General features: G+C 56.5%; 21 protein-coding genes, 2 tRNA genes and 1 rRNA gene. 17 read left to right on the top strand and 7 right to left on the bottom strand.

What is annotated here, in order from left to right:
- The first annotated feature begins 5 nt into the window (after positions 1 to 5).
- The 3 genes from rrf (at position 6) to GT756_RS25095 (ending at position 384) form a co-directional block, all read left to right on the top strand.
- A 5S ribosomal RNA gene (rrf, locus tag GT756_RS25105) occupies positions 6 to 121 on the top strand.
- A 57-nt stretch (positions 122 to 178) separates the two neighbouring features.
- A tRNA-Asp gene (locus GT756_RS25100) sits at positions 179 to 255 on the top strand.
- 53 nt (positions 256 to 308) lie between these two features.
- Positions 309 to 384, top strand: a tRNA-Trp gene (locus GT756_RS25095).
- A gap of 110 nt (positions 385 to 494) precedes the next feature.
- On the opposite strand, the gene hdfR is transcribed toward GT756_RS25095, so the two are convergent.
- Positions 495 to 1,316, bottom strand: a complete 822-nt coding sequence (hdfR, locus tag GT756_RS25090; RefSeq protein WP_032454492.1) for an HTH-type transcriptional regulator HdfR — start codon at positions 1,314 to 1,316, stop codon at positions 495 to 497.
- 118 nt (positions 1,317 to 1,434) lie between these two features.
- Here hdfR and GT756_RS25085 point away from each other — a divergent pair, with 118 nt between their 5' ends.
- On the top strand, positions 1,435 to 1,773 hold the full coding sequence (locus GT756_RS25085; protein WP_004886877.1) for a DUF413 domain-containing protein: 339 nt from the start codon (positions 1,435 to 1,437) through the stop codon (positions 1,771 to 1,773).
- Positions 1,774 to 1,797: 24 nt separating this feature from the next.
- On the opposite strand, the gene GT756_RS25080 is transcribed toward GT756_RS25085, so the two are convergent.
- Positions 1,798 to 3,318 (bottom strand): YifB family Mg chelatase-like AAA ATPase, encoded by a 1,521-nt coding sequence (locus GT756_RS25080; protein WP_017899414.1) that lies wholly within the window; start codon positions 3,316 to 3,318, stop codon positions 1,798 to 1,800.
- A gap of 354 nt (positions 3,319 to 3,672) precedes the next feature.
- On the opposite strand from GT756_RS25080, the gene ilvL reads away from it, so the two are divergent.
- The 7 genes from ilvL to ilvA all read left to right on the top strand — a co-directional run bounded on the left by ilvL (position 3,673) and on the right by ilvA (position 10,216).
- The gene (ilvL, locus tag GT756_RS25075; protein WP_001311244.1) at positions 3,673 to 3,771 is read left to right on the top strand and encodes an ilv operon leader peptide; all 99 of its coding nucleotides are present in this window, start codon (positions 3,673 to 3,675) and stop codon (positions 3,769 to 3,771) included.
- 84 nt (positions 3,772 to 3,855) lie between these two features.
- Positions 3,856 to 3,909, top strand: coding sequence for a peptide IlvX (ilvX, locus tag GT756_RS26415; RefSeq protein WP_201281575.1), 54 nt, complete (start codon positions 3,856 to 3,858; stop codon positions 3,907 to 3,909).
- A 2-nt stretch (positions 3,910 to 3,911) separates the two neighbouring features.
- Positions 3,912 to 5,558: an acetolactate synthase 2 catalytic subunit gene (ilvG, locus tag GT756_RS25070; RefSeq protein WP_064178653.1), complete on the top strand. Its 1,647-nt coding sequence runs from the start codon at positions 3,912 to 3,914 to the stop codon at positions 5,556 to 5,558.
- Positions 5,555 to 5,812, top strand: a complete 258-nt coding sequence (ilvM, locus tag GT756_RS25065) for an acetolactate synthase 2 small subunit (RefSeq protein WP_004886870.1) — start codon at positions 5,555 to 5,557, stop codon at positions 5,810 to 5,812. The genes ilvG and ilvM overlap by 4 nt, the downstream gene beginning before the upstream one ends.
- 16 nt (positions 5,813 to 5,828) lie before the next feature.
- Positions 5,829 to 6,758, top strand: a complete 930-nt coding sequence (gene ilvE / locus GT756_RS25060; RefSeq protein WP_002883171.1) for a branched-chain-amino-acid transaminase — start codon at positions 5,829 to 5,831, stop codon at positions 6,756 to 6,758.
- A gap of 60 nt (positions 6,759 to 6,818) precedes the next feature.
- Positions 6,819 to 8,669, top strand: coding sequence for a dihydroxy-acid dehydratase (gene ilvD / locus GT756_RS25055; protein WP_002883173.1), 1,851 nt, complete (start codon positions 6,819 to 6,821; stop codon positions 8,667 to 8,669).
- A 2-nt stretch (positions 8,670 to 8,671) separates the two neighbouring features.
- The gene (gene ilvA, locus GT756_RS25050) at positions 8,672 to 10,216 is read left to right on the top strand and encodes a threonine ammonia-lyase, biosynthetic (protein ID WP_002883174.1); all 1,545 of its coding nucleotides are present in this window, start codon (positions 8,672 to 8,674) and stop codon (positions 10,214 to 10,216) included.
- Here the strand turns inward: ilvA and ilvY are convergent.
- Positions 10,213 to 11,103, bottom strand: coding sequence for an HTH-type transcriptional activator IlvY (gene ilvY / locus GT756_RS25045; RefSeq protein WP_002883176.1), 891 nt, complete (start codon positions 11,101 to 11,103; stop codon positions 10,213 to 10,215). The genes ilvA and ilvY overlap by 4 nt on opposite strands.
- Positions 11,104 to 11,255: 152 nt before the next feature.
- On the opposite strand from ilvY, the gene ilvC reads away from it, so the two are divergent.
- Positions 11,256 to 12,731 carry a ketol-acid reductoisomerase gene (ilvC, locus tag GT756_RS25040; RefSeq protein ID WP_002883178.1) on the top strand — a complete coding sequence of 492 codons (1,476 nt, stop codon included), beginning with the start codon at positions 11,256 to 11,258 and terminating at the stop codon, positions 12,729 to 12,731.
- A 202-nt stretch (positions 12,732 to 12,933) separates the two neighbouring features.
- On the opposite strand, the gene ppiC (GT756_RS25035) is transcribed toward ilvC, so the two are convergent.
- Entirely contained in the window at positions 12,934 to 13,215 is a 282-nt protein-coding gene (gene ppiC, locus GT756_RS25035) for a peptidylprolyl isomerase PpiC (RefSeq protein WP_004886861.1), read from the bottom strand.
- 50 nt (positions 13,216 to 13,265) lie between these two features.
- On the bottom strand, positions 13,266 to 13,547 hold the full coding sequence (ppiC, locus tag GT756_RS25030; protein WP_004886860.1) for a peptidylprolyl isomerase PpiC: 282 nt from the start codon (positions 13,545 to 13,547) through the stop codon (positions 13,266 to 13,268).
- A 112-nt stretch (positions 13,548 to 13,659) separates the two neighbouring features.
- Between ppiC (GT756_RS25030) and rep the strand changes: the two genes are divergently transcribed.
- Positions 13,660 to 15,684, top strand: a complete 2,025-nt coding sequence (rep, locus tag GT756_RS25025; protein WP_004886858.1) for a DNA helicase Rep — start codon at positions 13,660 to 13,662, stop codon at positions 15,682 to 15,684.
- Positions 15,685 to 15,735: 51 nt separating this feature from the next.
- Here rep and gppA read toward each other — a convergent pair whose 3' ends face one another.
- Positions 15,736 to 17,226, bottom strand: coding sequence for a guanosine-5'-triphosphate,3'-diphosphate diphosphatase (gene gppA / locus GT756_RS25020; RefSeq protein WP_023319439.1), 1,491 nt, complete (start codon positions 17,224 to 17,226; stop codon positions 15,736 to 15,738).
- A 117-nt stretch (positions 17,227 to 17,343) separates the two neighbouring features.
- Positions 17,344 to 18,609: an ATP-dependent RNA helicase RhlB gene (rhlB, locus tag GT756_RS25015; protein ID WP_002883222.1), complete on the bottom strand. Its 1,266-nt coding sequence runs from the start codon at positions 18,607 to 18,609 to the stop codon at positions 17,344 to 17,346.
- A gap of 342 nt (positions 18,610 to 18,951) precedes the next feature.
- Here rhlB and trxA point away from each other — a divergent pair, with 342 nt between their 5' ends.
- From trxA to wzzE, 4 genes are all read left to right on the top strand, one after another.
- Positions 18,952 to 19,281 carry a thioredoxin TrxA gene (gene trxA / locus GT756_RS25010; RefSeq protein WP_002883224.1) on the top strand — a complete coding sequence of 110 codons (330 nt, stop codon included), beginning with the start codon at positions 18,952 to 18,954 and terminating at the stop codon, positions 19,279 to 19,281.
- Between the two features lie 332 nt (positions 19,282 to 19,613).
- Positions 19,614 to 20,873: a transcription termination factor Rho gene (rho, locus tag GT756_RS25005; protein ID WP_002883293.1), complete on the top strand. Its 1,260-nt coding sequence runs from the start codon at positions 19,614 to 19,616 to the stop codon at positions 20,871 to 20,873.
- A gap of 240 nt (positions 20,874 to 21,113) precedes the next feature.
- Positions 21,114 to 22,217 (top strand): UDP-N-acetylglucosamine--undecaprenyl-phosphate N-acetylglucosaminephosphotransferase, encoded by a 1,104-nt coding sequence (wecA, locus tag GT756_RS25000; protein WP_004886849.1) that lies wholly within the window; start codon positions 21,114 to 21,116, stop codon positions 22,215 to 22,217.
- A 13-nt stretch (positions 22,218 to 22,230) separates the two neighbouring features.
- Positions 22,231 to 23,277: an ECA polysaccharide chain length modulation protein gene (gene wzzE / locus GT756_RS24995; RefSeq protein WP_004886846.1), complete on the top strand. Its 1,047-nt coding sequence runs from the start codon at positions 22,231 to 22,233 to the stop codon at positions 23,275 to 23,277.
- Positions 23,278 to 23,327 lie beyond the last annotated feature (50 nt).

Below are 23,327 nucleotides of genomic sequence, written 5' to 3'. Positions count from 1 at the left end.
ATTTGCCTGGCGGCACTAGCGCGGTGGTCCCACCTGACCCCATGCCGAACTCAGAAGTGAAACGCCGTAGCGCCGATGGTAGTGTGGGGTCTCCCCATGTGAGAGTAGGGAACTGCCAGGCATCAAATTGCAGTAAGCCGGGGTGACAACCGGTGGTCATAAAGCGAAAAAATTCGGTGGAGCGGTAGTTCAGTCGGTTAGAATACCTGCCTGTCACGCAGGGGGTCGCGGGTTCGAGTCCCGTCCGTTCCGCCACTTATTTAACATTAAGCCTGCTCAGATAGCAGGCTTAGTGGTAAGAAAGCTTTAGGGGCGTAGTTCAATTGGTAGAGCACCGGTCTCCAAAACCGGGTGTTGGGAGTTCGAGTCTCTCCGCCCCTGCCATTTATAAGAATCCTTTGCTCAGGCAAAGGATTTTTTTTTTATCTCTGCTCTCTATCTGCAATATCCCTGTTCAAAATACCTTGCTTCTCTCCGTCCATGGAGAGTACCGCTTATTCCAGGATAGGGCTTTTCAGGATCTCGTGGATCTGCCCCTGCTTATCGCTATTTTGTAACCAGATCGCATAGAGTGGGCGGGAAAGCGTAGCGCTGTCCATGACCGTATGTAACCCATGCTTCTCTTTGGCCCAGCGAACAGGTAGCCAACAGCAGCCGTTCAGGCGTGATAATTGCTGGTAGATCAGTTCAGCTGAAGAGGTAGTGAGCAGCGGAACATCATCACTTCCTATCAGACCCACTTCGTTTTGCTGAAAATCAGGCCCCCATTCAAGGCGCAAGTAATTCAATTCATTTCTGTTTTTTGCAGGCGATGCGCAATACAAGGCAAGGGTAAAATTACCCAACAGCTGGCTGCTTAATTCATCCATCTTCGGCGATTCGGTGGTGATCAGCAGATCCAACTGGCGTTCGTGAAGCTGTTTAACCAGCGACTGCCGCTGTGCGATACGCGCTTCAAACTGGAGATTGTAAGGTGCGCTGTAGAGGGTGCCGAGCCAGCCGTTAAGCATGCATTCCCACAGCGAGGCGCTGGCTCCGATGGAGAATTCATTATGTCGCGAAGAGTGTGCGACCTCCTTGCGCGCAGCCTGCCAGGTATTCATTAACGTTTCGGCGTAAGGCAGGAGCTTTTCTCCGGCCGTCGTCAGGCGAATGTTATTACGATGTCGGGTGAACAGGTTCACACCAAGTTGATTTTCCAGCTGACGAATACGAAAGCTGACCGCTGACTGCGTCAGGTAAAGCGCCTCTGCTGCTCGCCCAAAGTGACGAGTTCTGCTCACTTCCAGGAAAGTCTTGAGCAATTCCGTATCCACACCGTTCTCCACAAAATTATTTGTCGTGATGATTTAAATGTTTTGTTTGACGCTCTGTCAAGCGTAACTAATACTCCGCGCCATAAATAGCTCGGCCAAAGAATCAGGAGCGTGTAGGATGGCGGAAAGCTTTACGACGACTAATCGTTTTTTCGACAATAAAAATTATCCACGCGGGTTCTCCCGTCACGGTGATTTCACCATCAAAGAGGCGCAACTGCTGGAACGTCATGGTTATGCCTTTAACGAACTGGAACTGGGTAAACGCGAACCTGTTACCGATGATGAAAAACAGTTTGTCTCGGTGTGCCGTGGTGAGCGTGAGCCGGTAACGGAAGCAGAACGCGTATGGATTAAGTATATGGCGCGCATCAAGCGGCCGAAGCGTTTCCATACCCTTTCCGGCGGCAAACCGCAGATGGAAGGCGCTGACGATTACACCGAAAGCGATGACTAAGAAAAAAGGGCGTAAGCCCTTTTTTTACGCCATCATTTTCTGCAGATGGTTTAGCATCCGGTCTATCGCCCGATAGCTGAGCGCCTCCTGCAAATGACGGCGTTCAATCTCTTCAGCCTCTGCCAGATCGGCAATGGTTCTCGCCACCTTTAACAGACGCTGCCAGGCTCGAATAGAGAGCCCCAACTGCGTTAGCGTCTGTTCCAGCCAGACAGCGTCCTCCCGCCGTAAGTGGCAGCAGCTCTTCATTTCACGATTCTCAAGATGAGCATTGAGCTTATTTTGCCTGAGCATTTGCCGTTCGCGCGCCGCCAGCACCCGCTGCCGGACCGTTGCGCTAGACTCTTCGCCCTGCGTGCCCTGGCTCAGTATCCCTGGCGGCGGCAGCGGGATCTCTAAGGAGAGATCGAAGCGGTCAAGGAAGGGGCCTGACAGACGTCCCAGATAACGTAATGTCTGCTCAGGCGATGTACGATTATGTTTGCCCTGATAATGCCCTGTCGGGCTTGGGTTCATCGCCGCGATAAGCTGAAAGCGCGCCGGATAGTCAATTTTGGCGCGCGAGCGTGATATGTGGATCTTGCCTGACTCAATGGGTTCGCGCAGCGCATCCAGTACACGCCGCTCAAACTCAGGCAGTTCATCAAGAAACAGCACGCCATTATGGGCCAGGGAAATCTCACCGGGGACCGGTATTGAGCCGCCGCCCACCATCGCTGCCAGCGAGGCGCTATGGTGAGGCGCGCGAAACGGCCTCTGACGCCACCGGGTCTTCGCGGTATGCAGATTGACCAGGCTCTGAATGGCCGTGCTCTCCAGGGCTTCCTGATTGCTTAATGGCGGCAGGAGACCGGGTAGCCGGCTGGCAAGCATGGTTTTCCCGGTGCCGGGTGGGCCGATCAGGAGCAGGTTGTGACCCCCGGCGGCCACAATCTCCAGCGCTCGCTTGCCCTGCTGCTGGCCGATAACATCGCGCAGATCTTCGCCGCGTTCATCAACAGAGGGTGCCTCGGCGAGAGGCGGCGAAAGCGATGTCTGCCCCGCGAGAAAAGCACACACCTCCTGCAGATGGTCGGCGACCAGGCAATCGCTGCCGCCGATCAGGCCGACCTCAGCCGCATTATCAGAGGAGACGACGATGCGCCGGCCGGCTTTGATGGCCTCCATTGCGCTGGGGATCGCCCCTGGAACGCCGCGTAACCCACCTGTGAGGGCGAGTTCGCCCACAAACTCATATTGATTCAGTCGCGTCGTGTTGAGCTGCTCTGAGGCAACGAGAAGCGCGAGAGCGATAGGTAGATCGTATCGCCCGCCCTCTTTAGGCAGATCCGCTGGCGCCAGGTTAATGGTTATTTTCTTCGCAGGGAAAGCGTAGCCGCTGTTGATCAGGGCGCTGCGAACCCGGTCACGGGCCTCTTTCACGGTGGTCTCCGGCAGTCCGACCATAGTCAGGCCGGGCAGACCGTTGCTGAGATGAACCTCGACAGTAATCAATGGCGCTTCGATACCGAGCGCCGCGCGGGTATAGACGATGGCGAGCGACATAAAACCTCCTGGACCAGGAAGGATTATGGCTGACCTGTGTTAAAACGGGATCGGTAATAGTCAGAAGTTAGGACCATAAATCCATACTTTTCGCGCTATATCATTACATTTAGCCGAAACTGGAAGTTCGCTCGCAAAACAGAGCGGCGTTGGGAAGGAGGGTGCAAAAGAGCGCGGCAGGCGAGAGAAAACTGAGTTTTTTTCATCTTCGAATTTTTTCATATAAAACAATTATTTTTGCTGAAACTGTTAGGCTGCTCAGCAACAGAGATATAAAAAAATCTTGTGTTTTATGTGATGTCTGTGGTACCTCTTTAGGTATTCCTTCGAACAAGAAGCCAGAAAGTACAGAAAATGACAGCCCTTCTACGAGTGATTAGCCTGGTCGTGATTAGCGTGGTGGTGATTATTATCCCACCGTGCGGGGCTGCACTTGGACGAGGAAAGGCTTAATAATCAAGCCTTAACGAACTAAGACCCCCGCACCGAAAGGTCCGGGGGTTTTTTTATAACTGAAATAACCTAAGCGAGGAGCAGATGATGACTTTTAGCATAAAATTCTGTTTCTCCCGATTTATGACGGGGAACTAACTATGAATGGCGCGCAGTGGGTGGTACATGCTTTGCGGACACAGGGGGTCGACACCGTTTTTGGCTATCCGGGTGGCGCAATTATGCCGGTTTACGATGCACTGTATGACGGCGGCGTGGAGCACCTGCTGTGCCGGCATGAGCAAGGGGCAGCCATGGCGGCCATTGGTTATGCGCGAGCAACCGGTAAAACCGGGGTATGTATCGCGACTTCCGGCCCGGGCGCAACCAACCTGATCACCGGCCTGGCGGACGCTTTGCTTGACTCCATCCCCATTGTCGCTATCACCGGCCAGGTGGCCGCACCCTTCATCGGCACGGATGCGTTCCAGGAGGTAGACGTTCTCGGTTTGTCACTGGCCTGTACTAAGCACAGTTTCCTCGTGCAGTCTCTGGACGAGCTGCCGCGGGTCATTGCTGAAGCTTTCCAGGTGGCAAACTCAGGCCGTCCAGGCCCGGTGCTGGTTGATATCCCTAAGGATATTCAGATGGCGCAGGGCGATCTCGATCCCCATTTCTCTATGGTCGCCGATGAGATGGCATTCCCGCAGGCGGAAGTGGCTCAGGCTCTGCAGATGCTGGCTCAATCGCAGCAACCGATGCTGTATGTTGGCGGCGGGGTCGGCATGGCGCAGGCGGTACCGGCGCTGCGCGAATTCCTCGCAGTGACCCGGATGCCGGCGACCTGCACCCTGAAAGGGCTGGGCGTGGTGGACGCCGATTACCCGTATTATCTCGGCATGCTGGGAATGCACGGCACCAAGGCGGCCAATCTGGCGGTACAGGAGTGCGATCTGCTGATCGCTGTCGGCGCGCGCTTTGACGATCGCGTGACTGGCAAGCTCAACACCTTCGCGCCGCATGCCAAAGTGATCCATATGGACATCGATCCGGCGGAGCTGAACAAGCTGCGCCAGGCGCACATTGGTCTGACCGGCGATCTGAACCGCTTGCTGCCGGCGCTGCAGCAGCCGTTAGCGATCGATGGCTGGCGCGAGCGGAGTGCCGCACTGCGTGCCGATCACGCCTGGCGTTACGATCATCCCGGTGAGGCTATCTACGCGCCGCTGCTGCTGAAACAGCTTTCCGACCGCAAGCCGGCGGACAGCGTGGTGACAACCGACGTAGGCCAGCATCAGATGTGGTCGGCTCAGCATATGACCTTTAGCCGCCCGGAAAACTTCATCACCTCCAGCGGCTTAGGCACCATGGGCTTTGGCCTGCCGGCCGCCGTTGGTGCCCAGGTGGCGCGCCCTAACGATACGGTGATCTGTATCTCTGGTGACGGCTCCTTCATGATGAATGTGCAGGAGCTGGGCACCGTAAAACGCAAGCAGTTACCGCTGAAGATCGTATTACTCGACAACCAGCGGTTAGGGATGGTTCGACAATGGCAGCAGCTGTTTTTCCAGGAACGTTATAGCGAAACCACTCTGACTGATAACCCTGATTTCCTCACGCTGGCCAGCGCCTTCGGTATTCCTGGCCAACACATCACCCGTAAAGACCAGGTTGAAGCGGCACTCGACACCATGCTTTCGAGCCAGGGGCCATACCTGCTTCATGTCTCAATCGACGAACTTGAGAATGTCTGGCCGTTGGTGCCGCCCGGCGCCAGTAACTCTGAAATGCTGGAGAAATTATCATGATGCAACATCAGGTCGCTTTACAGGCACGTTTCAACCCGGAAACCTTAGAGCGCGTGCTGCGCGTTGTCCGTCACCGTGGTTTTCAAATCTGCGCAATGAACATGGAAACCGCAGCGGACGCACAGAACATAAATATCGAATTGACCGTTGCCAGCCCGCGGCCCGTCGAATTACTGTTTAGTCAATTAAGTAAACTGGTCGACGTTGCCTGCGTCGAGATCCAGCAACCCACATCACAACAAATCCGCGCCTGAGCGCAAAGGAAGAAAAATGACGACGAAAAAAGCTGATTACATCTGGTTCAATGGCGAGATGGTTCCGTGGGGCGAAGCGAAAGTTCATGTGATGTCCCATGCGCTGCACTATGGCACCTCGGTATTCGAAGGCATCCGTTGCTACGACTCGCACAAAGGCCCGGTGGTGTTCCGTCATCGCGAACATATGCAGCGTCTGCATGACTCAGCCAAAATTTATCGTTTCCCGGTCTCCCAGAGCGTCGACGAATTGATGGAAGCCTGCCGCGAAGTCATTCGCACTAATAATCTGACCAGCGCTTATATCCGCCCGCTGGTGTTTGTTGGCGATGTCGGCATGGGGGTAAACCCGCCTCCGGGTTACAACACTGACGTGATCATCGCGGCGTTCCCGTGGGGAGCCTACCTCGGCGCAGAAGCGCTGGAGCAGGGGATCGATGCCATGGTCTCTTCCTGGAACCGCGCGGCGCCGAACACCATCCCGACGGCGGCGAAAGCCGGCGGCAACTATCTCTCCTCGCTGCTGGTTGGCAGCGAAGCGCGTCGCCATGGCTACCAGGAAGGTATCGCCCTCGATGTTAACGGCTATATCTCTGAAGGCGCTGGCGAAAACCTGTTTGAAGTGAAGGACGGCGTGCTGTTCACTCCGCCGTTTACCTCTTCCGCGCTGCCGGGCATTACCCGCGACGCCATCATCAAGCTGGCGAAAGATCTCGGTATTGAAGTCCGCGAGCAGGTATTGTCCCGTGAATCCCTGTACCTGGCGGATGAAGTCTTCATGTCCGGCACCGCGGCGGAAATCACCCCGGTACGCAGCGTGGATGGCATCCAGGTCGGCGCAGGCCGTCGCGGTCCGGTCACCAAACGCATTCAGGAAGCCTTCTTTGGCCTCTTCACCGGTGAAACAGAAGATAAATGGGGCTGGTTGGATCCGGTAAGTAAGTAATTAAAAATGGGACGGCACGCACCGTCCCATTTAATAAACACAGATGGGAGTAAAAAGAGCATGCCTAAGTACCGTTCCGCCACCACCACACATGGCCGCAATATGGCGGGCGCCCGCGCGTTGTGGCGCGCAACCGGGATGACCGATGCCGATTTCGGCAAACCGATTATCGCCGTCGTTAACTCCTTTACCCAGTTTGTTCCTGGGCACGTGCACCTGCGCGACCTCGGCAAACTGGTTGCCGAGCAGATTGAAGCCGCCGGTGGCGTGGCCAAAGAATTCAACACCATCGCAGTGGATGATGGGATCGCCATGGGCCACGGGGGTATGCTCTATTCACTGCCATCCCGCGAGCTGATCGCCGACTCGGTGGAGTACATGGTTAACGCCCACTGTGCGGATGCGATGGTCTGTATCTCCAACTGCGACAAAATCACCCCGGGGATGTTGATGGCTTCCCTGCGCCTGAACATTCCGGTGATCTTTGTGTCCGGCGGCCCAATGGAAGCCGGGAAAACCAAGCTGTCAGATAAAATCATCAAGCTCGACCTGGTGGATGCGATGATCCAGGGGGCGGATCCGAAAGTGTCCGACGAGCAGAGTAATCAGGTGGAACGCTCCGCCTGTCCGACCTGCGGCTCCTGTTCCGGGATGTTTACCGCCAACTCCATGAACTGCCTGACCGAAGCGCTGGGCCTGTCGCAGCCGGGTAACGGCTCTCTGCTGGCGACCCACGCCGATCGTAAGGAGCTGTTCCTTAACGCCGGGAAACGTATCGTTGAGCTGACCAAACGCTATTACGAGCAGGATGACGCTTCCGCGCTGCCGCGCAATATCGCCAGCAAGGCGGCCTTTGAGAACGCCATGACGCTGGATATCGCCATGGGCGGTTCCACCAACACCGTTCTGCATCTGCTGGCGGCGGCGCAGGAAGCTGAAATCGATTTCACCATGAGCGATATCGATAAGCTCTCCCGCAAAGTGCCGCAGCTGTGTAAGGTGGCGCCGAGCACGCAGAAATACCATATGGAAGATGTGCATCGCGCCGGCGGCGTGCTGGGCATTCTGGGCGAGCTGGACCGCGCCGGGCTGCTGAATCGCGAGGTTAAAAACGTCCTCGGCCTGACGCTGCCGCAGACCCTGGAACAGTACGATGTGATGGTCACCCAGGACGATGCGGTGAAAAAGATGTTCCGCGCCGGCCCGGCGGGCATCCGTACCACCCAGGCGTTCTCGCAAGACTGCCGCTGGGATACGCTGGATGACGATCGCGCCGAAGGCTGTATCCGTTCTCTGGAACACGCTTACAGCAAGGACGGCGGCCTGGCGGTACTGTACGGCAATTTCGCGGAAAACGGTTGTATCGTGAAAACCGCCGGCGTGGACGACAGCATCCTGAAATTTACCGGTCCGGCGAAAGTGTATGAGAGCCAGGACGATGCGGTTGAGGCCATCCTCGGCGGTAAAGTCGTTGAAGGCGACGTCGTGGTGATCCGCTACGAAGGGCCGAAAGGCGGGCCGGGGATGCAGGAGATGCTTTACCCCACCAGCTTCCTGAAGTCGATGGGGCTGGGCAAAGCCTGCGCGCTGATCACCGATGGCCGTTTCTCCGGCGGCACCTCAGGGCTCTCTATCGGTCACGTCTCACCGGAAGCGGCGAGCGGCGGCAACATTGCGCTCATTGAAGATGGCGACATGATCGCGATTGATATTCCGAACCGCAGCATCCAGCTGCAGCTGAGCGATGCGGAAATTGCGGCGCGTCGTGAAGCCCAGGAAGCGCGTGGCGACCAGGCGTGGACGCCGAAAAATCGCCAGCGTCAGGTCTCCTTTGCCCTTCGCGCCTACGCCAGCCTGGCGACCAGCGCCGACAAAGGCGCGGTTCGCGATAAATCGAAACTGGGTGGCTAATCATGGCGGATTCACAACCCCTGTCCGGCGCCCCTGAGGGCGCCGAATACCTGAGAGCAGTGCTGCGCGCGCCGGTTTATGAAGCGGTGCAGAAAACGCCGCTGCAAAAAATGGACAAACTCTCTTCTCGCCTGGATAACGTTATTCTGGTGAAGCGCGAAGATCGCCAACCGGTACACAGCTTTAAGCTGCGCGGCGCCTACGCGATGATGTCCAGCCTGACCGCGGAACAGAAATCCCACGGGGTGATCACCGCCTCGGCGGGCAATCATGCCCAGGGCGTGGCGTTCTCCGCATCGAGGCTGGGCGTTAAGGCGCTGATCGTGATGCCGGTAGCGACCGCCGACATCAAAGTGGATGCCGTTCGCGGCTTTGGCGGCGAAGTGCTGCTGCATGGCGCCAACTTTGACGAAGCGAAGGCGAGGGCGATTGAGCTGGCGCAGCAGCAGGGCTTTACCTGGGTGCCGCCGTTCGATCACCCGATGGTCATCGCCGGTCAGGGAACCCTGGCGCTGGAGCTGCTGCAGCAGGATGCCCACATCGACCGCGTGTTCGTCCCGGTGGGCGGCGGCGGCCTGGCGGCAGGCGTGGCGGTGCTGATCAAGCAGCTGATGCCGCAGATCAAAGTGATCGCGGTGGAAGCGGAAGATTCGGCCTGCCTGAAGGCGGCGCTGGACGCCGGTCATCCGGTGGACCTGCCGCGCGTCGGCTTGTTTGCCGAAGGCGTGGCGGTCAAACGCATCGGCGATGAAACCTTCCGTCTGTGCCAGGAGTATCTGGACGACATCATCACCGTCGACAGCGACGCTATTTGCGCGGCGATGAAGGATCTGTTCGAAGATGTGCGGGCGGTGGCAGAGCCTTCCGGCGCGCTGGCGCTGGCGGGGATGAAGAAATATATCGCTCAGCACAATATTCGCGGTGAGCGACTGGCTCACATCCTGTCCGGGGCCAACGTCAACTTCCACGGTCTGCGCTACGTGTCTGAGCGCTGCGAGCTAGGGGAACAGCGCGAAGCGCTGCTGGCGGTGACGATCCCGGAAGAGAAGGGCAGCTTTCTGAAGTTTTGCCAGCTGCTGGGGGGCCGCTCGGTGACGGAGTTCAACTACCGCTTTGCCGATGCCAAAGACGCCTGCATCTTTGTGGGGGTACGTCTGAGTCGTGGGCTGGAGGAGCGGAAAGAGATCCTCCAGTTACTGAACGACGGCGGCTACAGCGTCGTTGACCTTTCCGATGACGAAATGGCCAAGCTCCATGTGCGCTATATGGTCGGCGGCCGACCGTCCAAAGCGCTGCAGGAGCGGCTGTTCAGCTTCGAGTTTCCGGAATCGCCGGGGGCGCTGCTGAAGTTCCTGCACACCCTCGGCACCCACTGGAATATTTCGCTGTTCCACTACCGTAGCCACGGCACCGACTATGGTCGGGTTTTGGCGGCCTTCGAGCTGGGCGAGCACGAGCCGGATTTTGAAACCCGTCTTAATGAACTGGGCTATGAGTGTCATGATGAGACCCATAACCCGGCATTCCGCTTTTTCCTCGCGGGCTAGTGGTTCGGCAGAATTTTCCAGAAAGCATCAATAAGCGGCTCATGCAGCCGCTTTTTTTGTGCGCAAACGCCGAGCTCAAACGGGGTTTGCTCATCGCTGCGCTCCAGGATCATCACCCTGTTGCGTACCGGCTCTGGACTGTTCTCCAGCACCACCTCCGGCAGCAGCGCCACGCCGCATCCCAGGGCGACCATCGACACCATCGCTTCGTGCCCGCCGACGGTGGCGTAGATCGATGGATTGCTGATTTTATGCCGCCGAAACCACAGCTCGATGCGCCGACGTACCGGCCCCTGGTCGGCCATGATAAAGGGCACTGTCGACCAGTCGGGGCGCTCGACGGTCACCTGGTTGCGCACCGGGCAGGGAAGGGCCGGGGCAATTAACACCACGGCGAGGTTCTCCAGCATCGAAAACGCCACCGACCCTGGCAGAGTCTCCGGCTTACCGGCAATCGCCAGGTCGGCTTCGCCGGTGACCACCTTCTCCATGGCGTCGGCGGCGTCGCCGGTCGACAGCTTGATCTCCACCGAGGGGTGCGCGGCGCGAAAGCGGTCGAGGATCGGCGGCAGATGGCTATAGGCGGCGGTGACGGAGCAGAAGATGTGCAACTCGCCGGAGAGCGAAGGGCCCTGCTGATCGATGACGTGACGAAGCTGCTGATACTGCAGTAAAGTCTGTTGGGCAAAGGTACGTAACTCTTCCCCGGCTTCGGTAAGGGTCACCGTGCGATTATCTCGCACGAACAGCGGCTGGCCGAGGTCCTCTTCCAGACGCTGGATCTGGCGCGAAAGCGTCGACGGGCTGACGTGCATGGCCCGCGCGCTGCGGCCAAAATGGCGGCTTTCCGCCAGATGCAGAAAGGTTTTCAGATCGCGTAAATCCACGGCGCGTACTCCCCGGTTTTGTATTTCATAAAATGCAACGTGACGTTGTGAATATATCAATTTCCGCAATAAAATTCCTGTCATATAGTAAGTTCATTCTCGCAAAAGCGAACCGAACAATAAGCACGACACAACATCACGGAGTTACAGACATGGCTAACTACTTTAATACACTGAACCTGCGCCAGCAGCTGGCACAGCTGGGCAAATGCCGCTTTATGGCGCGCGACGAATTCGCCGATGGCGCAAGCTACCTTCAGGGTAAAAAAGTGGTCATCGTCGGCTGCGGCGCGCAGGGCCTGAACCAGGGTCTGAACATGCGTGACTCCGGCCTGGATATCTCCTATGCGCTGCGCAAAGAAGCGATCGCCGAGAAGCGCGCCTCCTGGCGTAAAGCGACCGAAAACGGCTTCAAAGTCGGCACTTATGAAGAGCTGATCCCGCAGGCGGACCTGGTGGTTAACCTGACTCCGGACAAACAGCACTCTGACGTTGTGCGCTCCGTACAGCCGCTGATGAAAGACGGCGCGGCGCTGGGCTACTCCCACGGTTTCAACATCGTGGAAGTGGGCGAGCAGATCCGTAAAGACATCACCGTGGTGATGGTGGCGCCGAAGTGCCCGGGTACCGAAGTGCGTGAAGAGTACAAACGCGGTTTCGGCGTACCGACGCTTATCGCGGTACATCCGGAAAACGACCCGAAAGGCGAAGGCATGGCCATTGCGAAAGCATGGGCGGCGGCGACCGGCGGCCATCGTGCGGGCGTGCTGGAATCTTCCTTCGTTGCCGAAGTGAAATCTGACCTGATGGGCGAGCAGACCATCCTCTGCGGCATGCTGCAGGCGGGTTCTCTGCTGTGCTTCGACAAGCTGGTGGCGGAAGGTACCGATCCGGCGTATGCAGAAAAACTGATTCAGTTCGGCTGGGAAACCATCACCGAAGCGCTGAAGCAGGGCGGCATTACCCTGATGATGGATCGCCTCTCTAACCCGGCGAAACTGCGCGCTTATGCGCTCTCCGAGCAGCTGAAAGAGATTATGGCGCCGCTGTTCCAGAAACACATGGACGACATCATTTCCGGCGAATTCTCCTCCGGTATGATGGCGGACTGGGCGAACGACGATAAGAAACTGCTGACCTGGCGTGAAGAGACTGGTAAAACCGCGTTCGAAACCGCGCCGCAGTATGAAGGTAAAATCGGCGAGCAGGAGTACTTCGATAAAGGCGTTCTGATGATCGCGATGGTGAAAGCGGGCGTTGAGCTGGCCTTCGAAACCATGGTGGCCTCCGGCATCATCGAAGAGTCCGCTTACTACGAATCACTGCACGAGCTGCCGCTGATCGCCAATACTATTGCCCGTAAGCGTCTGTACGAGATGAACGTGGTTATCTCTGATACCGCTGAATATGGTAACTACCTGTTCTCTTACGCTTGCGTACCGCTGCTGAAAGAGTTCATGACCACCCTGCAGACTGGCGACCTGGGTACGGCGATTGCCGAAGGCGCGGTAGACAACGCTCAGCTGCGTGATGTTAACGAAGCCATTCGCAGCCACGCTATTGAGCAGGTTGGTAAGAAACTGCGCGGTTATATGACCGATATGAAACGTATCGCGGTAGCCGGCTAATTCCTCGTCGTCTTTCGACTTGCCGATGCGTTGGCTACGGTACGTACACCCCAGTCACATAGTAATCTATGTTCACGGGGATGTACTTCCTTGCCGCCTTCCGGCAAGCCGAAATCCATAGAGGAATGGATTTGTTTAATAGGCCTGATAAGCGAAGCGCCATCAGGCAAAAACCCGGAGATTAAGATCCCCGGGTTTTTTATTATTTCCGGTACAGCACTTTGATGATGTGGTAGCCGAACTGGGTATGCAGCGGGCCGGTTGGCTCCAGCACCGGGCAGGAGAAAACCACTTTATCGAACGCCGGCACCATCTGGCCCTGGCGGAACTCACCCAGATCGCCGCCGCGTTTGCCTGATGGGCAAATGGAGTGCTTCTTCGCCAGCTTACCGAAGTCGGCGCCGTTTTTAATCTGCTCCAGAAGATCCAGAGCCAGTTTCTCTTCTTTAACAAGAATATGCAGTGCTGCTGCTGTTTTTGCCATGATCGTGCCTTGAATAGGTTGAGATAAATCGGGGCGCAATATACCACGCGTCAGCGGCGATAAAGCACCTTAATGATATGGTAGCCAAATTTGGTTTTTACCGGACCGTAGGGCTTGAGAAGTGGGCAGCTAAAGACCGCCTGATCGAATGGGCCGACCATCGCGCCTTGCTGAAACTCCCCCAGATCGCCGCCGTTACGCCCGGACGGGCATTTCGAATAGCGCTTCGCCAGATGATCGAAGCTGATGCCGCGTTCCAGTTTGGCAAGGATCTCCTGGGCCAGTTTCTCTTCTTTGACCAGGATATGCAGGGCTGCTGCGGTCTTTTTCATGGTTCTGCTCTACGGGTTAATCGCGATTTCTTCACTTTACCATCAGTCGGTAAATCTCGGCTCCGCTTTCTGCTACAATCCCCACCCCGTTCGAAGATTGAGCAAGACTCCCATGCGTTTAAACCCTGGCCAACAACAAGCCGTCGAATTTGTAACCGGACCGTGCCTGGTGCTGGCGGGCGCCGGCTCCGGTAAGACCCGCGTGATCACCAATAAAATCGCCCACCTGATCCGCGGCTGCGGCTATCAGGCGCGCCATATCGCGGCCGTGACCTTTACCAACAAAGCCGCGCGCGAGATGAAAGAGCGCGTTGGGCAAACGCTGGGGCGCAAAGAGGCGCGCGGGCTGATGATTTCCACCTTCCACACTCTGGGGCTGGATATCATCAAGCGGGAATACGCCGCGCTGGGCATGAAGTCTAACTTCTCCTTATTCGACGATACTGACCAGGTGGCGCTGCTCAAAGAGCTGACCGAAGGGTTGATCGAAGATGACAAAGTGGTGCTCCAGCAGTTGATCTCGACGATCTCCAACTGGAAAAACGATCTGAAAACCCCGGCGCAGGCCGCCGCGGGTGCGAAAGGCGAACGGGATCGCATTTTCGCCCACTGCTATGGGCTGTACGATGCGCATATGAAGGCCTGCAATGTCCTCGATTTTGACGATCTGATCCTGCTGCCGACGCTGCTGCTGCAGCGCAACGAGGAGGTGCGCGAACGCTGGCAGAATAAGATCCGCTACCTGCTGGTGGATGAGTATCAGGATACCAACACCAGCCAGTATGAGCTGGTGAAGCTGCTGGTGGGCCAGCGGGCGCGTTTTACCGTGGTAGGCGACGATGACCAGTCGATCTACTCGTGGCGCGGCGCGCGGCCGCAGAACCTGGTGCTGCTCAGCCAGGACTTCCCGGCGCTGCAGGTTATCAAGCTTGAGCAGAACTATCGCTCCTCCGGGCGTATTCTGAAAGCCGCTAACATTCTGATCGCCAATAACCCGCACGTTTTTGAAAAGCGGCTGTTCTCTGAGCTGGGATATGGCGCTGAGCTGAAAGTGCTCTCCGCCAACAATGAAGATCATGAAGCGGAGCGCGTGGCCGGGGAGCTGATCGCCCACCACTTCATTAATAAAACCAATTACAAAGACTACGCGATCCTTTATCGCGGCAATCACCAGTCGCGGGTCTTTGAAAAGATGCTGATGCAGAACCGCATCCCGTACAAAATCTCCGGCGGCACGTCGTTCTTCTCGCGCCCGGAAATTAAAGATCTGCTGGCCTATCTGCGCGTGCTGACCAACCCGGACGACGACAGCGCCTTCCTGCGTATCGTGAATACACCGAAGCGCGAGATCGGCCCGGCGACGCTGCAAAAGCTCGGTGAGTGGGCGATGGGCCGCAACAAAGGATTGTTCACCGCCAGCTTTGATATGGGTCTCAGCCAGACGCTGACCGGGCGCGGGTATGAATCACTCACCCGCTTCACCCACTGGCTGCGTGAGATCCAGCAGCTGGCCGAACGCGAGCCGGTTAACGCCGTGCGCGACTTAATCCGCGGAATTGACTACGAATCCTGGCTGTATGAAACCTCGCCCAGCCCGAAGGCCGCAGAAATGCGCATGAAAAACGTCAACCAGCTGTTCACCTGGATGACCGAGATGCTGGAAGGCAGCGAAATCGATGAGCCAATGACCCTGACGCAGGTGGTCACCCGCTTTACGCTGCGCGACATGATGGAGCGCGGCGAATCGGATGAAGAGCTGGATCAGGTGCAGCTGATGACCCTCCATGCCTCAAAAGGGCTGGAGTTCCCGTATGTTTACCTGGTGGGCATGGAGGAGGGATTGCTCCCGCACCAGAGCAGCATTGATGAAGATAATGTCGATGAAGAGCGCCGGTTAGCCTACGTGGGCATCACCCGCGCGCAGAAAGAGCTGACCTTTACGCTCTGTAAGGAGCGCCGGCAGTATGGTGAGGTGGTGCGCCCGGAACCGAGCCGTTTTCTGCTGGAGCTACCCCAGGACGATCTGATTTGGGAGCAGGCGCGCAAAGTGATTACCGCTGAAGAGCGAATGCATAAAGGACAGGCTAACGTGGCGAACATTCGCGCCATGCTGGCAAAAGCTAAAGAGAAAGGATAGCGATAAGCTGGCCGGGTAAGGCGAAGCCGCCGCCCGGCAATGTTCAGCGTATTACTTCACCTCAAGCACCCAGTGCACATAGCTCTGCCACTGGCATTCCTGTTCGATCAGCTCAGCCCCAAGCGGGTGATTATCCAGCCAGTTTTCCGGCAGCGTCAGGGACAGTTTTTCATCATCGGCCACAAGATTGATGGCGGGCAGCAAATCGTCACGCCGCCGGCTGGCAAAGAGGATCGCCAGTCGCAGCAGGCGACAAAGATGTTCGGCAACTCGCGGCGGGACGGCATTCTGCTGATGAAGCGATGAGAGGTCGATGGCGTTAGTCTGGTTAAGCAGCAGCGTCGCAATCAGCTTCTTCTGCGCCGGGGTAAAGCCGGGCAGGTCGAGATTATTGACCAGATAGGCCGCGTGCTGCGGCGCGCGCTTAAAATCCACGCTCAGGCCAATTTCATGCAATGCACAGGCGCTGAGGAGCAAGTCGCGGCTTAGCGGATCCAGCTCCCAGCTGCCGTCCAGCTGGCTGAGCAGGTGGCTGGCGAGACCAGCGACGCGCTGGGCCTGTTCGGTGTCGATCATAAAACGACGCTGAATATTACGCAGAGTGCGGCTGCGGATGTCCTGTTCAACGGAGAGATGCAGCATGCCGTACACCAGACCTTCACGTAACGCGCCGCCCGCGAGGGTCATACACTGAATATTCAGTTCGCTGAAGATAGCGATAAGGATCGCCAGCCCGCTTGGAAACACCAGCGCTCGCTCAAGGGTTAAGCCTTCGATCTCCAGCTCTTCCAGGCGTCCGCACTGAATGGCGCGCTGTTTAAGCTGCTGGAGTTTGGTCAGGGTGATCCGCTCATCCATCCCCTGCGCCATCATAATTTCCTGCAGAGCCTGAACGGTGCCGGAGGCGCCAACGCACACTTTCCATCCGTGATAGCGCAGCACATCGGCGACGGGCAGCAGCACCTCACGCGCGGCCGCCTCGGCAAGATCGAAATTTTCTTTCGTCAGGCTGCGATCGGCGAAATAGCGTTCAAGCCAGGTCACACAGCCCATCGACAGGCTAAATAGCGAGGTCGTTTGCGCGCCGGTTCCGGTCACCAGTTCGGTGCTGGCGCCGCCGATATCGACCACCAGACGCTGATCGGCGCCGCCGGTGGTGTGGGCGACCCCCTGATAAATCAGACGCGCTTCTTCTTCGCCACTAATGACCTGTACCGGACTGCCGAGGATCTCCTGCGCTTTCGCCAGAAATTCGCCGGCATTGACGGCAAGACGCAGCGTGGCGGTGGCCACGACGCGGATTTGCGCCGGCGGAATATCCTGCAGGCGTTCGGCAAACAGGCGTAAGCACTGCCAGCCGCGCTCCATCGCTTCTGCGGAGAGCGTGTTGTCGCTATTCAGGCCGGCGGCAAGACGGACTTTGCGCTTAATGCGGCTCAGCGTCTGGATACTGCCAGCCACCTCGCGCACCACCAACATATGAAAACTGTTGGAGCCCAAATCAATGGCGGCATACAGCGAGGTGGAGCTCATGCTCTTCATCGTTCAGAAGGCTCCCTGGTCGACGGGGCGCTTGTGCCCAATCCGTGTAACTGAGCGGGTTGCCGGGGAAGCGCGCCCTGGCACATTCTGAATGATTGAGCGTATAGCATAGATTTCTTAACCTGAACGACGACGATTGCGCGGTGGACCGTTGCGGCGCGGGCCGTTGCCTGGGCGAGCACGGGTCAGGCGCAGCGGCTTCGGCAGATCGGTCATCAGCGCGTCCGGGTTGTACTTGCTGACCGGAATTGAGTGACCAATATAGGTTTCGATAGCCGGCAGGTTCAGCGCATACTCTTCGCAGGCGAGGCTGATGGAGTGACCGCTGGCGCCAGCGCGACCGGTACGGCCAATGCGGTGAACGTAATCTTCGCAATCGTCTGGTAGATCGTAGTTAAAGACGTGGGTCACGGCCGGAATGTGCAAGCCACGAGCGGCAACGTCAGTCGCGACCAGGATATCGAGGTCGCCGCGGGTAAATTCTTCGAGAATACGCAGACGTTTTTTCTGCGCCACGTCGCCGGTCAGCAGACCTACGCGATGGCCGTCGGCGGCGAGATGGCCCCAGATATCTTCACAACGATGCTTGGTATTGGCGAAGACGATGGCGCGATCGGGCCACTCTTCTTCCAGCAGCGTCTGCAGCAGGCGCATTTTTTCTTCGTTGGACGGGTAGAAGAGCTCTTCTTTAATACGGTGGCCCGTTTTCTGTTCCGGCTCGACTTCAACGTACTCGGCGTTGTTCATTTGTTCGAACGCCAGTTCGCGTACGCGATAGGAAAGGGTCGCGGAGAACAGCATGTTCAGACGCTGAGTGGCCGGCGGCATGCGGCGGAACAGCCAGCGGATATCTTTAATAAAGCCGAGATCGTACATGCGATCGGCTTCGTCCAGCACGACGACCTGAATGGCGCCGAGGTTAATGTGGTTTTGCTTCGCGTAATCGATCAGACGACCGGTGGTGCCGATCAGAATGTCGACGCCGCTTTCCAGCACTTTCAGCTGCTTATCGTAGCCGTCGCCGCCGTAAGCCAGACCCAGCTTCAGACCGGTGGCCTGCGCCAGCGGTTCAGCGTCCGCGTGGATCTGTACCGCCAGTTCACGCGTCGGCGCCATAATCAGCGCGCGCGGCTGGTTTACCTGGCGATCGGCGATAGCCGGGTGAGAGAGAAGATAATGAAACGTCGACGTCAGGAACGCCATCGTTTTACCGGTACCGGTTTGCGCCTGCCCGGCGACATCGCGGCCTTCCAGCGTCAGCGGAAGGGCGAGGGCCTGAATAGGTGTGCAATTATGAAACCCTTTCTTTTCAAGGGCTTCAATGACTGCCGGGTGCAGGGCGAAGTCGGAAAACTTCTGTTCTGTTAAATGTGTTTTGCTCATAGTGTGGTAGAATATCAGCTAACTATTGCATTAAGAAAGCGTATCCGGTGAAATAACGTCAACCTTTCGTTGGCGGTGTGCGAAATTATTCAAGGTACGTCTACGGTAACTGAACGAATCCAGGATAGCTTAGACCACTAAGCGAGTCGGGAGCGATAAATCTGCAGCATGCAGTTCGCGTTCGGGCAACCCTGGCGTCAAAAGGTGGGTCCATGATGGATCACGCCAGTTGGCAGACCAGAGAATTGAGGTATCCTGAAGAATAGCGTGCATAACGTAGCTGCAGCGCGTCGTTGATGGCTACGACACCAACACACCAGGCTTATTCCTGTGGAGTTAAATATGAGCGATAAAATTATTCACCTGACTGACGACAGTTTTGACACGGACGTACTCAAGGCTGACGGGCTGACCCTCGTCGATTTCTGGGCAGAGTGGTGTGGTCCGTGCAAAATGATCGCCCCGATTCTGGATGAGATCGCTGAAGAGTATCAGGGCAAACTGACCGTAGCTAAGCTGAACATCGACCAGAACCCGGGTACCGCGCCGAAGTACGGCATTCGCGGCATCCCAACCCTGCTGCTGTTCAAAAACGGCGAAGTGGCGGCCACCAAAGTTGGCGCCCTGTCCAAGGGTCAGCTGAAAGAGTTCCTCGACGCCAACCTGGCGTAAGCGAATTGCTGTTCCGGCGTCCAGATTCCTATTTTTTGCGGAACTCTGGACGCCCGGCTGGAGTCGTGCTAAGTTAATCCACAGACTTCGTTTTAAACATACCTTGTTTGAATCTTGTTTTACCCGAAGCATCCCGCAAAAAAATGCGCGTGAAGCTATTAATTCCGGGCTTTTCACTCATTCCGTCTAGTCGTTTCAGTTCTGCGTTCTTTCCTGTGACCAGGCAACGTACAGACACGAGATGAAGGCCGTTAACAGGCATGGAAGTTCCTGCCATACCATTCACAACATTAAGTTCGAGATTTACCCCGAGTTTAAGAACCCACACCACTATGAATCTTACCGAATTAAAGAATACGCCGGTTTCTGAGCTGATTACTCTCGGCGAAAATATGGGGCTGGAAAATCTGGCTCGTATGCGTAAGCAGGATATTATTTTTGCCATCCTCAAGCAGCATTCGAAGAGTGGCGAAGATATCTTTGGCGACGGCGTACTGGAGATACTGCAGGATGGATTTGGATTCCTCCGCTCCGCAGACAGCTCCTACCTCGCCGGCCCTGACGACATCTACGTATCCCCCAGCCAAATCCGCCGTTTCAACCTCCGCACTGGTGACACCATTTCCGGTAAGATTCGTCCTCCGAAAGAGGGTGAGCGTTACTTTGCGCTGCTGAAAGTTAACGAAGTTAACTACGACAAGCCGGAAAACGCCCGTAACAAGATCCTGTTCGAGAACTTAACGCCGCTGCACGCGAATTCTCGTCTGCGTATGGAGCGTGGTAACGGTTCTACCGAAGACTTAACCGCTCGCGTACTGGATCTGGCTTCCCCGATTGGCCGCGGCCAGCGTGGTCTGATCGTCGCGCCGCCGAAAGCCGGTAAAACCATGCTGCTGCAGAACATCGCGCAGAGCATCGCTTACAACCATCCGGACTGCGTGCTGATGGTGCTGCTGATCGACGAACGTCCGGAAGAAGTGACCGAGATGCAGCGTCTGGTGAAAGGTGAAGTCGTTGCTTCCACCTTCGACGAACCGGCATCCCGTCACGTTCAGGTTGCTGAGATGGTTATCGAGAAAGCGAAACGTCTGGTTGAACACAAGAAAGACGTTATCATCCTGCTCGACTCCATTACCCGTCTGGCGCGCGCCTACAACACCGTGGTCCCGGCTTCCGGTAAAGTGCTGACCGGTGGTGTGGACGCTAACGCCCTGCACCGTCCGAAGCGTTTCTTCGGCGCAGCGCGTAACGTTGAAGAGGGCGGTAGCCTGACCATCATCGCCACGGCGCTGATCGACACTGGCTCCAAAATGGATGAAGTTATCTACGAAGAGTTTAAAGGCACCGGTAACATGGAGCTGCACCTCTCTCGTAAGATTGCTGAAAAACGCGTCTTCCCGGCTATCGATTACAACCGTTCCGGTACGCGTAAAGAAGAGCTGCTCACCACTCAGGAAGAGCTGCAGAAAATGTGGATCCTGCGCAAAATTATCCATCCGATGGGTGAGATCGACGCGATGGAATTCCTCATTAATAAACTGGCAATGACTAAGACGAATGATGACTTCTTCGATATGATGAAGCGCTCGTAAGGTAAAAAAAGCCAGAAACGCCACGCCTTTGCGTGGCGTTTTCATTTTGGGATTTGTATGATCCAGAGACAGAGAAAGCGGGACGAAAGTTGTCGTATAATGGCGCCGGACAGCAGGCGGAGACAGCTTTAACAGACTAAAATCTATACAATAAATTTGTAATGTTCTGCTTTTCCCCTTCTGGAGTTGGGGCATCATCGCTATACTTCCCGGATTAACTATGCTGAGAGCACATGCGTTGTGAATTTACTCACTGCTATTACTGAATTAATCAGTATTTTCTTATTCACGACCCTCTTTATTTTTGTCGCGCGGAAAGTGGCAAAAAAGATTGGGTTAGTGGATAAACCAAACTATCGCAAACGGCATCAGGGGTTGATTCCGTTGGTCGGTGGTATCTCAGTTTATGCAGGCATCTGTTTTACCTTCGCTATCGCCGATTATTATATTCCTCACGCCTCGCTGTATCTGGCCTGTGCGGGGGTATTGGTGCTGGTTGGTGCGCTGGACGATCGCTTTGACATCAGCGTGAAAATTCGCGCGGTCATTCAGGCCGCGATCGCCGTGATTATGATGATGGCAGGGAATCTGCATCTGAGTAGTCTGGGCTTTATTTTTGGCTCGTGGGAGCTGGTGCTGGGGCCCTTCGGCTTCTTCCTTACTCTGTTTGCCGTCTGGGCCGCCATCAATGCGTTTAATATGGTCGATGGGATTGACGGTCTGCTCGGCGGCCTGTCATCGGTCTCCTTTGCGGCGACCGGGATCATCCTTTGGTTTGATGGCCAGTACAGCCTGGCGATGTGGTGTTTTGCGATGATCGCCGCCATTCTGCCCTATATTCTTCTTAATCTTGGCGCCCTCGGCCGCCGCTATAAAGTTTTTATGGGTGACGCCGGCAGCACCATGATTGGCTTCACCATCATCTGGATCCTGCTGGAAACCACCCAAGGTAAAACGCATCCCATCAGCCCGGTCACTGCGCTGTGGATTATCGCTATCCCGTTGATGGATATGGTGGCGATTATGTATCGCCGCCTGCGTAAAGGCATGAGTCCTTTCTCACCGGACCGGCAGCATATTCATCATTTGATCATGCGCGCCGGGTTTACTTCCCGCCAGGCGTTCGTCCTGATTACCCTGGCCGCTGCCCTGCTGGCGCTGGTTGGCGTCGCGGCGGAATATACCCGCATTGTGCCGGAATGGGTGATGTTAATTCTCTTTTTGGTGGCCTTCTTCCTTTATGGCTACTGTATTAAGCGCGCCTGGAAAGTGGCGCGTCTGGTTAAGCGCATCAGACGCAGAATTCGGCGACACAGCGGCAATAATCCGAAACTAACCAAGTAAAGCTGGGGATGTGATGACTCAACCATTACCGGGAGCACAAGCAGTGAACGTTGAGAATGAGCTGGATATTCGCGGGCTGTTTCGCGCTTTATGGGCAGGAAAAGGCTGGATAGTCGGCGGCGCTGTTCTCTTCGCCGCTATCGTGTTGGTGTACACCTTCTTTGCTCGCCAGGAGTGGAGCGCCACGGCGATCACCGATCGGCCTACTGTCAACATGTTGGGGGGGTACTATTCCCAGCAGCAGTTCTTACGCAATCTGGATATCAAAGCCGACCTGGCCTCGGTGGATCAGCCTTCCGCCATGGATGAAGCGTATAAAGAGTTCATCATGCAGCTGGCCTCCTGGGACACCCGGCGTGATTTCTGGCTGCAAACGGACTACTACAAGCAGCGCCAGTCGGGTAATGCTCGCGCCGATGCGGCGATGCTGGATGATTTGATTAACAATATCCAGTTTATGCCCGGCGATGCGGCCAAGAGCGTCAATGACAGCGTCAAACTGACTGCCGAGACTGGGCAGGATGCCAATAATTTGCTGCGCCAGTATGTGGCTTTCGCCAGCCAGCGGGCGGCCGGCCATCTTAACGACGAACTCAAAGGCGCCTGGGCGGCGCGGACGGTGCAAATGAAGGCGCAGGTGAAGCGCCAGGAGGAGGTGGCCGAGGCTATTTTCAACCGCCGGACCCACAGCGTGGAGCAAGCGCTGAAGGTCGCTCAGCAGCATAACATCTCACGCAGCGAAACGGATGTTCCTGCCGATCAGTTGCCGGATTCAGAGCTATTTTTATTGGGCAGGCCGATGCTGCAGGCCAGACTGGAAAACCTGCAGGCCGTCGGACCGGAATATGACCTCGATTACGACCAGAATCGCGCCATGCTGAGCACGTTGAACGTCGGTCCAACGTTGGACCCGCGTTTTCAGACTTACCGGTATTTGCGAACGCCGGAAGAACCTGTAAAACGCGATAGCCCGCGCCGTGTATTTCTGATGGTGATGTGGGGGATTGTGGGTGCGCTCATCGGCGCAGGCGTGGCGTTATCGCGTCGTCGTGTCCTGTGATTGCGGCCTGTGGTGAAGGGCAGATGACCTTCATCGCCTAATCGAAGAGA

The sequence above is a fragment of the Klebsiella sp. Q2 genome, assembly GCF_009900705.1.
Classification (GTDB): Bacteria; Pseudomonadota; Gammaproteobacteria; order Enterobacterales; family Enterobacteriaceae; genus Klebsiella; species Klebsiella quasipneumoniae.
Note: the sequence above shows the minus strand (reverse complement) of the source record. Positions and strands in the feature narration are given on the sequence as shown.

Coding starts and splice junctions, on each gene's coding strand:
- GT756_RS25085 (WP_004886877.1), top strand. CDS start 1,435: ATGGCGGAAAGCTTTACGACGACTAATCGTTTTTTCGACAATAAAAAT.
- ilvE (WP_002883171.1), top strand. CDS start 5,829: ATGACGACGAAAAAAGCTGATTACATCTGGTTCAATGGCGAGATGGTT.
- trxA (WP_002883224.1), top strand. CDS start 18,952: ATGAGCGATAAAATTATTCACCTGACTGACGACAGTTTTGACACGGAC.
- wzzE (WP_004886846.1), top strand. CDS start 22,231: ATGACTCAACCATTACCGGGAGCACAAGCAGTGAACGTTGAGAATGAG.
- GT756_RS25080 (WP_017899414.1), bottom strand. CDS start 3,318: ATGTCGCTCGCCATCGTCTATACCCGCGCGGCGCTCGGTATCGAAGCG.
- ppiC (WP_004886861.1), bottom strand. CDS start 13,215: ATGGCAAAAACAGCAGCAGCACTGCATATTCTTGTTAAAGAAGAGAAA.
- ilvG (WP_064178653.1), top strand. CDS start 3,912: ATGAATGGCGCGCAGTGGGTGGTACATGCTTTGCGGACACAGGGGGTC.
- ilvD (WP_002883173.1), top strand. CDS start 6,819: ATGCCTAAGTACCGTTCCGCCACCACCACACATGGCCGCAATATGGCG.
- ilvA (WP_002883174.1), top strand. CDS start 8,672: ATGGCGGATTCACAACCCCTGTCCGGCGCCCCTGAGGGCGCCGAATAC.
- rhlB (WP_002883222.1), bottom strand. CDS start 18,609: ATGAGCAAAACACATTTAACAGAACAGAAGTTTTCCGACTTCGCCCTG.
- ppiC (WP_004886860.1), bottom strand. CDS start 13,547: ATGAAAAAGACCGCAGCAGCCCTGCATATCCTGGTCAAAGAAGAGAAA.
- gppA (WP_023319439.1), bottom strand. CDS start 17,226: ATGAAGAGCATGAGCTCCACCTCGCTGTATGCCGCCATTGATTTGGGC.
- rho (WP_002883293.1), top strand. CDS start 19,614: ATGAATCTTACCGAATTAAAGAATACGCCGGTTTCTGAGCTGATTACT.
- rep (WP_004886858.1), top strand. CDS start 13,660: ATGCGTTTAAACCCTGGCCAACAACAAGCCGTCGAATTTGTAACCGGA.
- ilvM (WP_004886870.1), top strand. CDS start 5,555: ATGATGCAACATCAGGTCGCTTTACAGGCACGTTTCAACCCGGAAACC.
- ilvL (WP_001311244.1), top strand. CDS start 3,673: ATGACAGCCCTTCTACGAGTGATTAGCCTGGTCGTGATTAGCGTGGTG.
- ilvC (WP_002883178.1), top strand. CDS start 11,256: ATGGCTAACTACTTTAATACACTGAACCTGCGCCAGCAGCTGGCACAG.